Genomic DNA, 16,132 nt, shown 5'->3' on the forward strand with positions numbered 1-16,132 from the left:
ACGCGGCGTTCCGCAAGCCGGACTGCGACACTACGACCCGGGGTGCGCATTGAATTACTCCCAGCCTCGAATGTAGATGGGAGTATCCCAGTCGATATTCTTGTTTTGAGGGTCTTTGGCCCGTTCGATGAGCTCTGCCATTCTGTGATTACCCTCCAGCATGTGTCCGTCGCTGTGGTAGGTCATGAAGGTTCGAAATTCGTCATCTGGGTCGAATACTGCTCGGAGCAATTTGTGGTCGTCCAGACTTCCGAGCATACCCCTCTTCATTGGGTCATAGCTCCACTTATCGTGCTCGTCCACGACGTCGTGGGTGATGCCGCGTAGATCTCCCACCGTTGCGTTTGCTGGAGGCGGCTCGGGCTTTTCCTTCCTTCCGAAGAGTCTGTCGAGAAGTCCCCTTCGCTTTGGCTTACCTTCTTCACACTCTGGGGCCAGCCCAAGGCAGTCGGTCCAGGTATGCGGGTTGTGGACATAGGCTGCAGGGTTGGCTGCTGGCGAGAGGCCGAGCGGATCCGCAGACAAGTACCGCGCCGTTTGCGGGTCGTAGTAGCGCTGGACGTTGTAGTGCAGGCCCGTTTCGGGGTCGAAGTACTGGCCTGGGAAGCGGAGCGGGGTGTAGGCCGTGCTGTCGGTGGCCCAGGTGGTGGTGCCCCAGAGTGTGGACCGGGTGCGCCAGGCGATGTCGCCTGTCTCGGCCACGAGCTCCGTCGGGGCGCCCACCAGGTCCGTGACGATGGCGAAGAATCGGGCGTCGATCTCGCGTTGGGTGGTGGCGTCGGTGATGCGTTCGGTTTGGGATATCGGGCGGAGGCCGGCGTGGTCCCAGGTGAGGGTGACGGGGTGGGGGAGACCGGGCGAGCTGGTGGTTTCCTCGACCAGGGTGGGGCCGTCCCAGGTGAAGGTGACTTCCTCGGTGACCTCGTGGTCGGCGCCCAGGCGTTGCTTGGCGACGCGGCGGCCGAAGGGGTCGTAGAGGTAGCGCCAGATCGTGCCGTCGGGGGTGGTGACGGAGGTCAGGCGGTCCTCGGCGTCCCATGTGTAGCGCCAGGTGTCCGGTTTCTTGGACAGGCGGGTCTTCTGGCGCAGGGTGAGGCGGCCGGCGGCGTCGTGCTCGTAGCGATAGCTGCCCGCGCGGGTGATGCGGGTGCCGGTGTAGGCGCGGGTGCCGGTGGCCTCTTGGGAGGGGTGGTCGGCGGGCCAGGCCGCCTGGGTCTGGTTGCCGGCCTCGTCGTAGGCGTAGCTCTCGGTCCAGGCCCCGGCGTGGACGGCGGTGACCCGGCCCGCCGTGTCGAGGTCGAAGGTGCGGGGGCCGTTGAGGTGGTCGGTCAGCCCGGTGAGGTGGCCGTCGGCGCGGTAGGTGTAGGCCCGGTGTTGGATTCTTACCTGATCAGCGCCCGTGAGTGTTTGGGCCGTCAGGCGGCCCAGTGGGTCCCAGGTGCTGGTCAGCTCCAGGGCGTCGCCGATCCTCCGGGTCAGCTCGCGGCCCGCTGCGTCGTAGCCGGAGGCCACGGTGTGGCCCGACGCCGTGAGGGTGGTGCGGTTGCCCGCCGCGTCGTAGCCGTATGTGGTGACTGTGCCGGTGGGGGTGATGCGGCGGGTGCGGCGGCCGAGGGCGTCGTAGGTGTGGGTGAGCACGCGGCCCGCGACCATCTCGGACTTCACGCGGCCGAGGCGATCGCGTTGGTAGACGACCTCGGCGTCGGGGCCGGTGGCGGAGAGCAGGCGGCCGATCGGGTCGTAGGTGAAGGACGTCGTCCGCCCGTCGGCGTCTTTGCGGGTGGTGCGGCCGAGGGCGTCCCGTTCGTAGGTGATCGTCTGGGCGAGGGGGTTGGTACGGGTCGCCAGGCGGCCTGCGGCGTCGTACGTGTAGGTCAGGCGGCGGTCGTCGAAGTCGGTCTCGGAGAGCAGGCGTCCGGCCGGGTCGTACTCGTATTGCCAGGTCAGGCCCTGCGGGTTGGTGACCTCGGTGAGGCGGAGGGAGGCGTCGTGCGTGAACTCGTACCTCACCCCGTCCGGGCCCGTGCGGGCGGCGAGCAGGTCGAAGTGGGTGTACTCGAAGTGGGTGATGCCGCCGATGGGGTCGGTGTGGGTGGTGCAGTTGCCTTCGCCGTCGTAGGTCCAGTGCTCCTGTGAGCCGTCCGGGGCGGTGCGGCTGGTGAGCTTGCCTTCGATGGACCAGGTCAGGCGGGTGGTCGCGCCCGTGGGGTCGACGATGGTCGTCGGGCGGCCGAAGCCGTCGCGGTGGTAGGCGGTGGTCCCGCCGAGCGGGTCGGTGATCTCGACGGGCAGGCCGGCCGCATCGCAGCGGACGTGGGTCGTGTGGCCCAGGGGATCCGTGACCGCCGACAGGTGGCCGAGGGTGTCGTAGGCGTAGTGGGTGGTGTGGCCGGCCGGGTCCGTCACCGACGTGCGGCGGCCCGCCTCGTCGTAGGTCTGGCGCCAGGTGGCGCCGTCCGGGCCGGTGAGCTGCGACGGCAGACGCAGGTCGTTGTACTCGGCCGTGGACCGGCTGCCGTCCGGGCCGGTGATCGCCGTCAGGTTGCCCGCCGCGTCGTACTCGTACGCCGTGGTGTGGCCGAGGGCGTCGGTGCGGGTAAGGACGCGGTCGTGGCGGTCGTACGTGGTGCGGACGGTGTTGCCGAGCGGGTCCGTCGCTGACACGACCTTGCATCGCTCGTTCACCACGTACCGGCTGACGGCGCCTTGGGCGGTGGTGACCGTGGTGACGCGGTGGCCGGTCCCGTCGTCCGGATCCTGGTAGGCGAACCGCATCGTGATGTGGCCCGCCTCGCCGCCCTGGGCGATGCAGCGGTCGCGGTTGTCGTAGACGTAGTCGTAGCGGCGGTCGTTGGTGTCGGTCCAGGAGATGATCCGGCGCTCGTCGTCGTACGCGAAACGCAGCGGCAGGCCGCTGGAGTTGACGACCTCGGTGAGATTGCCGTCGGTGTAGCCGTAGCGGATCAGCTCTTGGTCGGAGCCCTCGGAGCCCTCGGAGCCGTGGGAGCTGCCGGGGGCCGCGCCCACCAAGTGGAGGGCGGTGATCCGGCCGTCGGCGGTCGTGAGCTTCAGCTCGTAGCCGGCGCTGTGGACGATGCGCGTCGGGACGCCCTCGGGGCCGTACTCGAACGTGATCCAGTGGCCACCACGGTCGGATATCTGCTCGATGCGGGCGGTGCCGTCGCTGCCGTTGGGCTCGCCCTCGGGTGCGGTGAAGTGCCGTACCCAGCCGGAATCCGGATCGGTGAGGGTGTAATCGCCGTGCGCGTCCCGCTCCAGCGGCCAGCGCGGGCCCGCTTCGGGGAGGGTGGGGACGCCAGGGGCCGGATGCGGGTAGGCCAGCAGCAGCCCGTCCTCGCTGACGAAGACGACTCCCTCGGCGTCGATCTCCAGGCGCTGGTCGACGGTGCTCGTCCAGCCCGGGCCGAACCAGCGCCCGAGCGCGTAACCGGACTCCGTCTGCCGCTTGAACTCCAGCGGCAGCGACCCGGGAAGCGCCACATCGGTCTGCGGCAGGAACATCTTCCCGGTCGCCAGGTCGACCGGGTCGCCGCACTCCTCCCGGTTCCGGTTCTCGGTCGTGTTCTCGTACGGGCCGTGCCGGGACGTGTCGCGCGCCGATGGGCCCTCCTCCGGCACCGCATGTGGCTCGTGCCGGCGGAGTCCCCGCGTCCTGACGCCTGTCTTCGCCGCCCCCGCGCCCTTGGCGCCGATGATCTCGGGAATGGCCCGGCCGAAGCCCTCCGACGGGTCCTTGGCGAATTCCCGGACCATGTCCTTGCCCGCCCCGGTCGGGTCGCTTGCGACCGTGTAGAGATCGGCCGCGGTGCTGTTCAGGCTGGTGACGTACTCCGCCGGGTGGCCGAGGTTGTACGGATCGGTCGGGTTGAGACTGCGCCCGAAGCCGATGATCCCGGCGCCGCCCTTGACCACCCCGGCGGCCAGGTGCTCGGTGTCCAGCGCGAGGCGCACATTCCCGTCCGCGACCTGGTCGCCGTAGGACGGCTTCGGTGGGGCCGCGGCCCGGGCGGTCTGGACAGCCAGCTGCGCGAGTGCCGCGGCCGCGTCGCGCTGCCGACGGGCCTCGTCCAGGATCTGCTGGGCCGCCTCCTCGAACGCGGGTCCGGGGTCCTGGAACTCCGCCGGCTTGGTCGGCGGCGGGCCGGGGTCCTTACCGATGAGGACTGCCGCGCCCCACTTCTTTTGTGCGATGTTGTACGTGCCGACGACGGCGTCGTAGGCGGTACGGGCCGCGGCGGAAACCTCCTTGCCCTGCTTGTACGTGTCGAGTGCCACCTGGGCCTGGCCCTGCGCCCACTCGACCGTGTCGGCGAAGCCGTCCAGCGCGCCGGCGGCCGACTCGCAGGCGTCCGCGGCCTTGAACCACTTCTTCGGCTCGACCGCCACCTGCAACCGGAAGGCGTCGGCCGCCTGGCCTTTCCAGTGCGTCGAGTCCAGCTTCCGCAGGCCGTTCCCGACGTTGTCGAACGCCTTCTGGAAATCCCGGAGATGGGACGCGGTGGACCGGATCTTCGAGACGCTGCCGTAGATCAGCTTCCTGGGGTTGTCGGTTTCTCCCAGACCCAGCTCGGAGACGTCCGCGCCCAGGCGGTTGGCCAGCGATTTGCTCTTGTCCCGGACCACGTCGGCCGCGCTGTCCGCACCGACCGCGTCCAACCCGTCGGCGAGCTTGCCACCTCCGTATTCGATGCCTTCGCCGACCACCTCCACGCCGTCCTCGACCGCGTCTTCGAGGCTGTCGGGCGTGACGTCGCTGACCCAGTCCCCGAAGCCCATCAGCCCTCATCCCCCGGCTGCGAGGGGAGCGAGAACCCGGTGAGCTTCTTCTTGTGGCCGGCGTCCCCAGCGGTCTGCCACGTCTCTCGGATGTCCTGCCCCGCCTCCTCGAACGACTCCTTGCTGTAGTCGGGGGCGTATGTCTCCGCCGAGAACAGCTCGCCCCAGCTCTTCTCCGTGACTTCCTCCTCGCTCAGGTGCGGGTTCCCGGCGACGGCGTTGGCGGTGATCTTGAAGGTGTCGTTGATGTACTTGTCGTTCTCGTAGTGGAGGCCGGCGGCCAGCCCGGTCTTCTGCGCCAGGGTGTTGGCGTCCTGGATCAGCGCCCGGACACCCCATTCCCAGATCTCGCAGAAGTCCTCGAAGTCCTTGGCCAGTTCGTTGTGCCCGGCCTCCATGCTGGTCATCGAGAGCTTCTCGAACCCGGCCCCGATCAGCGAGCTGGTCTCGTCGCCGATGCCCGCCAGTTCCTCGATCGCGGCCCGCAACCCCTTGGTGATGTTGTTCAGCGCCTCTTGGTCGATCTTCAGGTCGCTGTTGTCGCCGCCGCCGTCGCTCATCGAGCGTCGCCCCCCGCGTCTGCCGAGTCGTCCGGTGAGGTGTTCATGGAGCCGCTGACCGCTTCGGGGTACGCATCCACCGCGACCGCGTCCGGCACGATCCCCCGGGCCGGCGGGAAGAGCATCGATCCCTCCGGGTCGGCGACGTCCACCGCGACCCCGGCCGGGCCGTCCAGCGCCGGAATCACCACGTCCAACAGGCGCGCGCCCAGGACCTTCCGGTACGGCACCTCGGCATCGGCGGCGGCGCCGCGCCCCACCGCGAAGCGGGTGAGGGACTCTTCGTCGGTGAAGGCGTAGATCCAGCGGATCCCCTCCCGGCTTGCCGTCATCAGCCCGCCGTCGGCCACGAGCGGCACCAGCACCGCCGTACGCCGGAGCTCCCCGACCAGAGCCGCGGGGTCGCCCTCGCCGGCCCGTATCGCCGCAATCTCGTCCGACAAGCCCACGTCGGCCCCGCCCCTCACCGCTTGAAGATCCATCCGACGATACGACAAATGGTCACCGTGGATTGACGCTAGGTGTCCGCCCGCGTGTCGGGCGGTGTCGGGCCGGCCACACGGGCCACGCGGGGCGCTCCCGGGCCCGGAGCGCGCTGCCCCGGCCCGGGCTGCCCCACCCGCGGCCCGGAGCGCGCTGCCCCAGTCCGGAGCGTGGCCACCCCCCGGCCCGGGCTGCCCCACCCCCGGCCCGGCGCGGGCTGCCCCGGCCCGGAGCGCGGCTCACCACGTCGGCCCGCAGCCCGTGAGAGCAAGGTTTCGTCCGCGTCACCTGCCACCACAGCCGCGGTAACGCGCCGTTCCTACCGTCGTGGGCGACACCCCCCGGAACGAGCTCCGTAATGCCGGTACAGCCCTGTGGAGGCGTGATGACAGCCCCGACCACCACCACCCCACGTACGAGGGGCCGCTGGATCCAGCAGTGGGACCCGGAGGACGAGACCTTCTGGGAGGAGAAGGGGAAGCGGATCGCCACCCGCAACCTCGTCTTCTCCATCCTCTCCGAGCACATCGGCTTCTCGATCTTCGGCCTGTGGTCGGTGATGGTCCTCTTCATGGGGCCGGAGTACGGCGTGGACCCGGCCGGGAAGTTCTTCCTGGTAGCGATGCCGACACTGGTCGGCGCGGTGCTGCGGGTGCCGTACTCCCTCGTGGTGGCCCGGTTCGGCGGGCGCAACTGGACGGTGATCAGCGCGCTGCTGCTGCTGGTGCCCACCGTCGCGGCGGCGTTCGTGATGGAGCCCGGCACCTCGTACACCACCTATCTGGTGGTCGCGGCGCTCGCCGGGGTCGGCGGCGGCAACTTCGCGTCCTCCATGACGAACATCAACTCCTTCTATCCGCTGCGGAAGAAGGGCTGGGCGCTCGGGCTCAACGCGGGCGGCGGCAACGTCGGCGTCCCGGTCATCCAGCTCGTCGGGCTGCTGGTGATCGGCACCGCGGGGGCCGCGCACCCGCGGATCGTGCTGGCCGCCTACATCCCCTTCATCGTGGTCGCCGCCGTGCTCGCCGCGCTGTTCATGGACAATCTGGCGCCGGTCAAGAACGACTCCGGGGCCATGCGGGAAGCGGCCAGGGACGCGCACACCTGGATCATGTCGGTGCTCTACATCGGCTGCTTCGGCTCGTTCATCGGCTACAGCTTCGCCTTCGGGCTCGTCCTGCAGAACCAGTTCGACCGCACCCCGCTGCAGGCGGCCTCGCTCACCTTCATCGGCCCGCTGCTCGGCTCGCTGATCCGGCCCGTCGGCGGCCGGCTAGCCGACGCCTACGGCGGCGCCCGGATCACTCTGTGGAACTTCGGCGCGATGGCGGCGGCGGCCCTGGTGGTCGTCTACGCCTCCGCCGAGAAGTCGCTGTCGGTCTTCCTGGTCGGCTTCATCGCGCTCTTCGTGCTCAGCGGACTCGGCAACGGCTCCACCTTCAAGATGATCCCCGGGATCTTCCAGGCGAAGGCCGTGGCGCGGGGCATGGACGGGGAGGAGGCCGCGGCGTACGGGCGGCGCCTCTCCGGCGCCGCCATGGGCCTGATCGGGGCGGTCGGCGCGCTCGGCGGGCTGGGCATCAACATGGCCTTCCGGCAGTCCTTCCTCAGCGCGCACTCCGGCACCCCGGCCTTCGTCTCCTTCCTCGCCTTCTACGCCGTGTGCTCGGCGCTGACCTGGGCCGTATACCTGCGTAAGGCACCCATCTCCCGGCCGGCGGACGCCGCGGACCAGGGCGCGAGCGGTGCGGAGGCGGACGCGGGCACGGACGTGGACGCCGGCGCCGACCAGCGGCGTCAGCCCGCCTACGCGGACGTGTGAGACGGGGTGAGGACGTGCCAGGGCGCGAGATACGCGGGGGAAAGAGAGAAGGGGCCCCAGGGGCGCCTGAGACGACGTCCTCGCAACGCCTGAGCACGATGTGAGCAGTACGGAGGGGGCGGTTCCGGCCAATGGCCGGAGCCGTGCCTCCGTAACACCGGCGAAATCCCGTCGAACCGCGTCCGACACGGGCCGTCGGCAGGATGCCAAGACCCGCAGGGCGCGCGGACCGCCATGGCGCGCAGACGACAGCGGATCGGGACGAGAACCATGCACGGACAGCACCACACCGGACCACACGGTCCGCCCAGCACGCAGGACACCACCACTACCGACATCCACGCCGAGACGGGCACCGGCACCGGTACAGACGTCAACGCCGGGACCAGGACGACGACCGCCGCCAGGGCGGCCTCAGCCGAGAGCGGCAAGGCGGCCGAGGGCGGCAAGGCGGCCGAGAGCGGCAGAGCGGCCGGGGGCGGGCCCGGGCCGCTGGCCGGGTTCACCGTCGGCGTCACCGCCGCCCGCCGCGCGGACGAACTGATCGCGCTGCTCCGCCGCCGCGGCACGGACGTGATGCACGCTCCCGCGCTGCGCATCGTCCCGCTCCCGGACGACGCCGAACTCCTCGCCGCCACCAAGCAACTCATCACGGAGGCCCCCGATGTCGTGGTCGCCACCACGGCCATCGGCTTCCGCGGCTGGATCGAGGCGGCCGACGGCTGGGGCCTGGGCGACGCGCTGATCGAACGGCTGCGGGGGGTGCGGCTGCTGGCCCGCGGTCCCAAGGTGCGCGGGGCGATACGGGCCGCCGGGCTCACCGAGGAGTGGTCGCCCGCTTCCGAATCCATGGCCGAGCTGCTCGACCGGATGCTGATCGAGGGCGTCTGCGGCCGCCGGATAGCCGTCCAGCTGCACGGCGAGCCGCTCCCCGGCTTCGTCGAATCGCTGCGGGCCGGTGGCGCCGAGGTCGTCGGGGTGCCGGTCTACCGGTGGATGCCGCCGGCCGACCTCGCCCCCGTCGACCGGCTGCTGGACGCCATCGTCTCCCGCGGCGTGGACGCGGTCACCTTCACCAGCGCGCCGGCGGCGGCCAGTCTGCTGGAGCGGGCCGAGGGGCGCGGCATCCTCGGCGAGGTGCTGGACGCGCTGCGGCACGATGTGCTGCCCGCCTGCGTCGGCCCGGTCACCGCACTGCCGCTGCAAGCCCACGATGTGCCCACCAGCCAGCCGGAACGCTTCCGCCTCGGCCCCCTGGTGCAGCTGCTCACCACCGAACTCCCCGGCCGCGTGCAGCCGTTGCCGGTCGCCGGCCGCAGGCTGGAGATCCGCGGCCACGCGGTGCTGGTCGACGGAGAACTGCGGCCGGTGCCCCCGGCCGGCATGGCGCTGCTGCGCGCGCTGGCCCGCCGCCCCGGCTGGGTGGTCGCCCGCGCCGACCTGCTGCGCGCGCTGCCCGGCGCGGGACGGGACGAGCACGCGGTGGAGACGGCGATGGCCCGGCTGCGCAGCGCCCTGGGCGCCCCCAAGCTCATCCAGACCGTGGTCAAACGCGGCTACCGGCTGGCGGTGGACACCTCGGCCGAGACCAAGTACGGGTACGGGGACGGCGAGGTGGACCGAGCCCGGGTGAGGTAGTGGCTCACGCCGCGGCCCGCCCGGGGCGCCCGAGCACGTCCCGGGCGGCCGCGCGTGCCCGCCGCACGCCCCTGTGGGGGGCTCGTGCCTTGCCTGACGGGGTGGGCTCGTGGATCGAGGAACCCGCCGCTCGGGGCAGTCCCGGGAATTCCTCCGGCGGAGATGAACGGACCGCCGCCCCCGTCCGTACTGCCGGACAGCGGGGCCGGGGCGGGGCGGCCACCGGGACGGCGACGCGGTATCGACCTGGGGGCTTTGGTTGCGTGAGGATACGCGGGTGACCGAGAGGACCACGCCTGAGGACGACCTCATGCGGGCGCTTTACGACGAACACGCCGGGGCGCTGTTCGCCTTCGTACTGCGCCTGGTGGCGAACGACCGCCACCGCGCCGAGGACGTGGTGCAGGAGACGCTGCTGCGCGCCTGGCGCAACGCCGACCAGCTCCAGCGCGCCACGGGCTCGGTGCGCCCCTGGCTGGTGACCGTCGCCCGCCGCATCGTGATCGACGGCCACCGCAGTCGGCAGGCCCGGCCGCAGGAGGTCGACCCGGCGCCGCTGGAGGCCGTGCCCGCGCCGGACGAGATCGACCGGGCGCTGCGGCTGATGACCATCTCGGACGCGCTGGGCGACCTCTCCGACGCCCACCGGGAGGCCCTCGTCGAGACGTACTTCAAAGGGCGCACGGTGAGCGAGGCGGCGAAGGCGCTGCGCGTGCCGGACGGGACGGTTCGGTCCCGCGTCTTCTACGCGCTGCGCTCCCTGAAGCTCTCGCTCGAAGAACGAGGAGTGACGGCATGACGCCGCCCGCAGAGCACATCGGGCACACCGGCCACACCGGGCACACCGGGCACACGGACGTCGGCGCCTACGCGCTCGGCATCCTCGACGGCGCGGACGCCACCCGCTTCGAGGAACACCTGGCCGGGTGCGACCGCTGCGCCGCCGAACTCGACGAGCTGATGGGGATTGCCCCGCTCCTCGCGGAATTCGCCGAGGCCGCGCCGGTGGGAATCACGGCCGACGGGGCGGTGGGGGAGAGGGCCGCCGGGGGAGTGGGGGAGACGGCTGCCGCGGAGTGGGCCGCCGCCCGGCCCGGCCCGCACCTTCTCGACAACCTCCTCGACGAGGTCGCCGCCACCCGACGTGCCCGCCGCCGGCGCCGCCTCTGGCTGGTCGCGGCGGCCGCGGCCCTCATCATCGGCGGTCCGCTGGCCACCTTCGCCGTCACCGGCACCTCGGACTCCTCCGGCTCCGGGCACGTCGCCGGCCCGGCCCGGCAGACGTTCGAGCACGGTGAGCAGATCGGCGCCGTCGACCCGGTGACCAAGGTGTCGGCGACCGTCTCCCTGGAGCCCAAGCCCTGGGGCACCCATGTCGCCCTCAAGCTCGCCAACGTCACCGGTCGCCGCGAGTGCGACCTGGTCGCCATCGGCAAGAAAGGCGAGGAGCAGACCGTCACCACCTGGGCCGTGCCCGCCGCGGGCTACGGGGTTCCCGGCAGCGGCGCCAAGTGGAACAAGGAGCCGCTGTACGCGCACGGCGGCGCGGCCCTCGACCGCGACGAGATCGACCGCTTCGAGGTCCGCACCCTGACCGGCGAACGGCTGGTGACGGTCAAGGTCTGAGCGATCACCGCCGCCGCCGGCTTGGCGCCCCCCCGCGGCCGGCCGCCTACCGCATCGCGCCGCAGCCCACCCACCGCACCACGCGACAGACCACCCACCACGTCGCGCCGCACGCCACCCGCCTGCGCGTGCGCGCGCCCGCCAGGCCCCGCAGCGCATCCCGCCGCAGGCCACCCGCCCTGTGGCGGGGGGCCGTCGCGGCGAAGCGCGCGCGTCCGGACAGGTGCGCACATGCCCCGGTTCGCGTACGGTTGACGGCTGCCTCACGCACAGCAGAAGGGGGCCTGGTGGCCGCGCAGAACGCCACACACTCCGCACCAGCGGAGATCTCGGACGGGGATGGCGTCCGGGACCGGGAGATCCGGATCGAGCAGGAGCACCTCGACCGGGTGTACCGGCGCCTTGAGGAGAAGATCCACGAGGCCGAGTTCCTGATGAACGACGCCGCCAAGCGCGGCCAGGTCGGGACGCCGGGCGCGCTCGCCGAGCGCGACGCCCAGGTATTCCGGGCCGGGGTCCATCTCAACCGGCTGAACAGCGAGTTCGAGGACTTCCTCTTCGGCCGCATCGACCTGCTGCTCGGCAAGGACGGCGAGCGCGGCCCGGACGGCGCGTACACCTCCGTCGAGCCCGCCGACGACGCGGTGCGGACCGACGAGTCCGGCGGGACCCGGGCCGAGATCGCCGAGACCCTGCACATCGGCCGCCTGGGCGTCCTCGACGCGGACTACGCCCCGCTCGTCATCGACTGGCGTGCCCCGGCCGCCGCCCCCTTCTACCGCTCCACCCCGGTCGCTCCCGGCCGGGTCGTCCGCCGCCGGGTCATCCGCAGCAAGGGCCGCCGGGTGCTGGGTGTCGAGGACGACCTGCTGAGACCCGAGCTGACCGCGACCCTGGACGGGGACTCGCTGCCGGTGGTCGGCGACGGCGCGCTGATGGCCGCGCTCGGCCAGGCCCGCAGCCACACCATGCGCGACATCGTCGCGTCCATCCAGGCCGAGCAGGACCTGGTGATCCGCGCCCCCGCCGCCTCGATCACCGAGGTCGAGGGCGGCCCGGGCACCGGCAAGACCGCGGTCGCGCTGCACCGCGCCGCGTACCTGCTCTACCAGGACCGGCGGCGGTACGCCGGCGGCATCCTCGTCGTCAGCCCCACCCCGCTCCTGGTCGCCTACACCGAAGGCGTGCTGCCCTCGCTGGGCGAGGAGGGGCAGGTCGCCATCCGCGCCCTGGGCTCGCTGGTCGACGGGGCCGAGGCCACCGCGTACGACGAGCCGGCGGCGGCCCGCATCAAGGGCTCCGCACGCATGGCGAAGCTGCTGCGCCGGGCGGCGCGCGGGGCCCTGGAGCGGTCCGCTCCGGACGGCCGGCCCACCCCCGACCGGCTGCGGGTCGTCGCCTTCGGCGCCCGCCTGGAACTCGACGCGGACGACCTGCGGCGCATCCGGCAGACCGTGCTGGGCGGCACCGCGCCGGTCAACCTGCTGCGCCCGCGCGCCCGCCGGCTGCTGCTGGACGCGTTGTGGAGCCGGTCCGGCGCCCCCAAGCCCTACACCGACCCGGAGCTGGCGGCCGAGGCGCGCGGTGCGTTCGACGAGGACATCACCACCGAGCAGGAGTTCATCGACTTCCTCGCCGCCTGGTGGCCCGAGCTGACCCCGCGCGGGGTGCTCGCCGCGATGGCGGACGAGAAGCTGCTGGGCCGGTGGGCGCGCCGGATCCTCACCCCCCGGGAGACCCGGCAGCTGGCCCGCTCGCTCAAGCGCCTCGGACCGGACGGGCAGGGCGCCCTGTCGGTCCACGACGTGGCACTGCTCGACGAGCTCAACACGGTGCTCGGCGCCCCGGCGCGGCCCCGGCGGCGCGACGTCGACCCGCTGGACCAGCTGACCGGCCTGGAGGAGCTGACCACCTACGCCGACCGGATGGCGGGCGGCGGGCGCTCCCGCGAGGAGCGGCTGGAGCGTCTCCGCGACGAGGCGCGCACCGACTACGCGCACGTCATCGTCGACGAGGCGCAGGACCTCACCCCGATGCAGTGGCGCATGGTGGGGCGGCGCGGCCGGCACGCCACCTGGACCGTGGTCGGCGACCCGGCGCAGAGCTCCTGGTCGGACCCGGACGAGGCGGCCGAGGCCCGTGACGAGGCCCTGGGCACCCGCCCGCGCCGCCGCTTCACGCTCACGGTGAACTACCGCAACCCGGCGGAGATCGCCGACCTGGCGGCAAAGGTGCTCGCCCTGGCCATGCCCGGCATGACCGCCCCGGCGGCGGTCCGCTCCACCGGCCTGGTGCCGAGATTCAGCGTGGCGGACGGCCAGGACCTCGGCGCCCGGGTGCGCGAGGAGGCGTCCCGGCTGCTCGCGGAGGTGGAGGGCACGGTCGGCGTGGTGGTCGCCATGGGCCGCCGGGCCCAGGCCCGCGAGTGGCTGGCCGGACTCGGCGACCGGGTGGTGCCGCTGGGCAGCCTGGAGGCCAAGGGGCTGGAGTACGACGCGACGGTGGTGGTCTCGCCCGCCGAGATCGCCGACGAGTCCCCGGCGGGCCTGCGCGTGCTGTACGTGGCGCTGACCCGCGCGACGCAGCAGCTGACCGTGGTCTCCGGCGAGCGTGACGAGCCGGACGCCGCGGGCGTGCCGGACCTGCTGCGCGACTGACGTCGGGTGGTCCCCGGCTCCGGTCGCGCGAGCGATCCGGCTGCCCGCTGATCCGGCCGCGTGACGGTTCGGGCCAGTTGGAGCAGTTGGGCGTGTGCGACGGGAATCGCTTCCGGGGATCGTTTGTTAGCCTGAGTACGGCACCGGCTCGATCCAAGCCCCCGGGCCCAACCTTCGTCGCTTCGAGCGACCACTTGCCGCGAGGCGAGCATGGCGGGTCGGTGCCACCTCAGCGTTCCGGACAGGTCCGCGTCAGTCTCTGACGCGGACCTGTCCCGTTTCCGGGCGCGGTTTCCGGGCGCCCCGGGCCGGCCCTGCCGGCCGGTGACACCTCGCCGACTCCCTCCCGTATCGCAGAACAATATTTCCGAAACTGGGGGCTGGTTACCTCGTACCGGCAGGTAGGTGCGACGATCGGATGGTGCGCCCAGGCCGCTTTGCCGGTCACCACCACGCACGAACACGCACGAACCCGCACCAACGAGCACCACCACGCACGGACCACGTGCGACACAAGCGAAACAGGGAAAGCAGAGGAAGCAGGCCATGGCAACGGCGCCCAGCGTCTCCTACTCGATGACGATCCGGCTCGAGGTTCCGGCCAGCGGCACCGCCGTGAGCCAGCTCACCACCGCGGTGGAGTCCTCCGGCGGCTCGGTCACCGGCCTGGACGTGACGGCCTCCGGCCACGAGAAGCTGCGCATAGACGTCACCATCGCCGCCACCTCCACCGCGCACGCCGACGAGATCGTCGAGAAGCTGCGCGGCATCGAGGGCGTCGCGCTGGGCAAGGTCTCCGACCGTACGTTCCTGATGCACCTCGGCGGCAAGATCGAGATGGCTTCCAAGCACCCGATCCGCAACCGCGACGACCTCTCCATGGTCTACACCCCCGGTGTCGCGCGGGTCTGCCAGGCCATCGCGGAGAACCCCGAGGACGCCCGCCGCCTGACCATCAAGCGCAACAGCGTCGCGGTCGTCACCGACGGCTCGGCCGTGCTGGGCCTGGGCAACATCGGCCCCAAGGCCGCGCTGCCGGTCATGGAGGGCAAGGCGGCCCTCTTCAAGCGCTTCGCGGGCATCGACGCCTGGCCGCTGTGCCTGGACACCCAGGACCCGGACGAGATCGTCGCCATCGTCAAGGCGATCGCGCCGGGCTTCGCGGGCATCAACCTGGAGGACATCTCCGCGCCCCGCTGCTTCGAGATCGAGGCCCGGCTGCGCGAGGCCCTGGACATCCCGGTCTTCCACGACGACCAGCACGGCACCGCCATCGTCGTCCTCGCGGCCCTCACCAACGCGCTGCGCGTGGTCGGCAAGAACATCGGGGACGTGCGCGTGGTGATGTCCGGCGCGGGCGCGGCCGGCACCGCCATCCTCAAGCTGCTGATCGCCGCCGGCGTCAAGCACGCGGTGGTCGCCGACATCCACGGCGTGGTGCACGCGGGCCGCGCGGACCTGGTCGACGCCGACCCGGACTCGCCGTTGCGCTGGATCGCCGACAACACCAACCCGGAGGGCGTCACCGGCACCCTCAAGGAGGCCGTGCGCGCCGCCGACGTCTTCATCGGCGTCTCCGCCCCCAACGTCCTCGGCGGCGAGGACGTGGCCGCCATGGCCGACGGGGCGATCGTCTTCGCGCTGGCCAACCCCGACCCCGAGGTGGACCCGGCGGTCGCCCGGCAGACCGCCGCGGTGGTCGCCACCGGCCGCTCCGACTTCCCGAACCAGATCAACAACGTGCTGGTCTTCCCGGGCGTCTTCCGCGGCCTGCTGGACGCCCAGTCGCGCACCGTGAACACCGAGATGATGCTGGCCGCGGCCGGTGCGCTCGCCGACGTGGTGCACGACGAGGAGCTGAACGCGAACTACATCATCCCCAGCGTGTTCAACGACAAGGTCGCGGGCGCGGTCGCCGGAGCGGTCCGGGACGCCGCCAAGACCGCGGCCGCCGACGAGACGCTCTGACGGACCGTCCGGAGCTCCGGCGAGCCGTCCGGAGCTCTCTCGGACCGTCCGGAGCTCTGTCGGGCCGGCCGGAGCTCTGGCGGGGCGCCCCGAGCCCGCTGACGAACGCCCCAGGCCGCTGAGGAACCGTTCCGTCCTCTGACGGACCGTCGAGCCCTGGCGGACCCGTCCGGGCTCTGACGGCCGTCCCGGGCCGCCGACGGGCCCTCCCGAGCCTCTGACGGGCTCTCCCGAGCCGCTGACGGCCCCTGACGGGCCGTCGGGCGAGCCGTCCCCGGGCATCAGGCCAGGGTATCGACCCCGGGTGCCGTCGCGGCGGCGCCCGCCCGCCCGGGGCGGCTTGTCGGGCCTGGCACGGCGCGTCGCGCGGCGCCCCGCTCTGCCCGTCGCCATAGGGTGACGGGCAGAAAAACGGCCGTCGCGGCACCCGCGGCGTGATCTTCCTGGGTGCCGGATTGGCTTTCCCGCCACAGGTGGGGGCAGGATGCTTCCCCGAGGACTCCGTCCAGGGGGCACCCCCGGGGCGCGGAAAGATCAAAAGGCCAGACCCGGTCCGGGGACTGTCCGAGGGCCCTGGCAGC

The 16,132-nt window shown here is 72.1% G+C and carries 9 protein-coding genes; 6 read left to right on the top strand and 3 right to left on the bottom strand.

Annotation, left to right across the window (positions count from 1 at the left end):
- Positions 1 to 54: 54 nt before the first annotated feature.
- Genes AC4BDD_RS18615 through AC4BDD_RS18625 form a run of 3 tightly spaced genes read right to left on the bottom strand, consistent with a single transcriptional unit; the run spans position 55 to position 5,839 of the window.
- Positions 55 to 4,797: a putative T7SS-secreted protein gene (locus tag AC4BDD_RS18615; protein WP_490686573.1), complete on the bottom strand. Its 4,743-nt coding sequence runs from the start codon at positions 4,795 to 4,797 to the stop codon at positions 55 to 57.
- Positions 4,797 to 5,357: a hypothetical protein gene (locus tag AC4BDD_RS18620; protein ID WP_490686574.1), complete on the bottom strand. Its 561-nt coding sequence runs from the start codon at positions 5,355 to 5,357 to the stop codon at positions 4,797 to 4,799. The genes AC4BDD_RS18615 and AC4BDD_RS18620 overlap by 1 nt, the downstream gene beginning before the upstream one ends.
- Entirely contained in the window at positions 5,354 to 5,839 is a 486-nt protein-coding gene (locus tag AC4BDD_RS18625) for an SseB family protein (RefSeq protein WP_490686575.1), read from the bottom strand. Before AC4BDD_RS18625 ends, AC4BDD_RS18620 begins: the two co-directional genes overlap by 4 nt.
- A 386-nt stretch (positions 5,840 to 6,225) precedes the next feature.
- Here AC4BDD_RS18625 and AC4BDD_RS18630 point away from each other — a divergent pair, with 386 nt between their 5' ends.
- The 6 genes from AC4BDD_RS18630 to AC4BDD_RS18655 all read left to right on the top strand — a co-directional run bounded on the left by AC4BDD_RS18630 (position 6,226) and on the right by AC4BDD_RS18655 (position 15,551).
- Positions 6,226 to 7,662 (top strand): nitrate/nitrite transporter, encoded by a 1,437-nt coding sequence (locus tag AC4BDD_RS18630; protein ID WP_490686576.1) that lies wholly within the window; start codon positions 6,226 to 6,228, stop codon positions 7,660 to 7,662.
- 270 nt (positions 7,663 to 7,932) lie between these two features.
- The gene (locus AC4BDD_RS18635) at positions 7,933 to 9,300 is read left to right on the top strand and encodes a uroporphyrinogen-III synthase (protein WP_490686577.1); all 1,368 of its coding nucleotides are present in this window, start codon (positions 7,933 to 7,935) and stop codon (positions 9,298 to 9,300) included.
- A gap of 310 nt (positions 9,301 to 9,610) precedes the next feature.
- Positions 9,611 to 10,099: a sigma-70 family RNA polymerase sigma factor gene (locus AC4BDD_RS18640; protein ID WP_490691838.1), complete on the top strand. Its 489-nt coding sequence runs from the start codon at positions 9,611 to 9,613 to the stop codon at positions 10,097 to 10,099.
- A complete protein-coding gene (locus AC4BDD_RS18645) occupies positions 10,096 to 10,926 on the top strand; it encodes an anti-sigma factor family protein (protein WP_490686578.1) in 831 nt (276 codons plus the stop codon). The genes AC4BDD_RS18640 and AC4BDD_RS18645 overlap by 4 nt, the downstream gene beginning before the upstream one ends.
- A 287-nt stretch (positions 10,927 to 11,213) precedes the next feature.
- Positions 11,214 to 13,583, top strand: coding sequence for a UvrD-helicase domain-containing protein (locus tag AC4BDD_RS18650; RefSeq protein WP_490686579.1), 2,370 nt, complete (start codon positions 11,214 to 11,216; stop codon positions 13,581 to 13,583).
- Positions 13,584 to 14,129: 546 nt separating this feature from the next.
- Positions 14,130 to 15,551, top strand: a complete 1,422-nt coding sequence (locus AC4BDD_RS18655) for an NAD-dependent malic enzyme (RefSeq protein ID WP_490686580.1) — start codon at positions 14,130 to 14,132, stop codon at positions 15,549 to 15,551.
- The last annotated feature ends 581 nt before the right edge of the window (positions 15,552 to 16,132 follow it).

The sequence above is a fragment of the Streptomyces sp. JLBT605 genome (assembly GCF_058215555.1).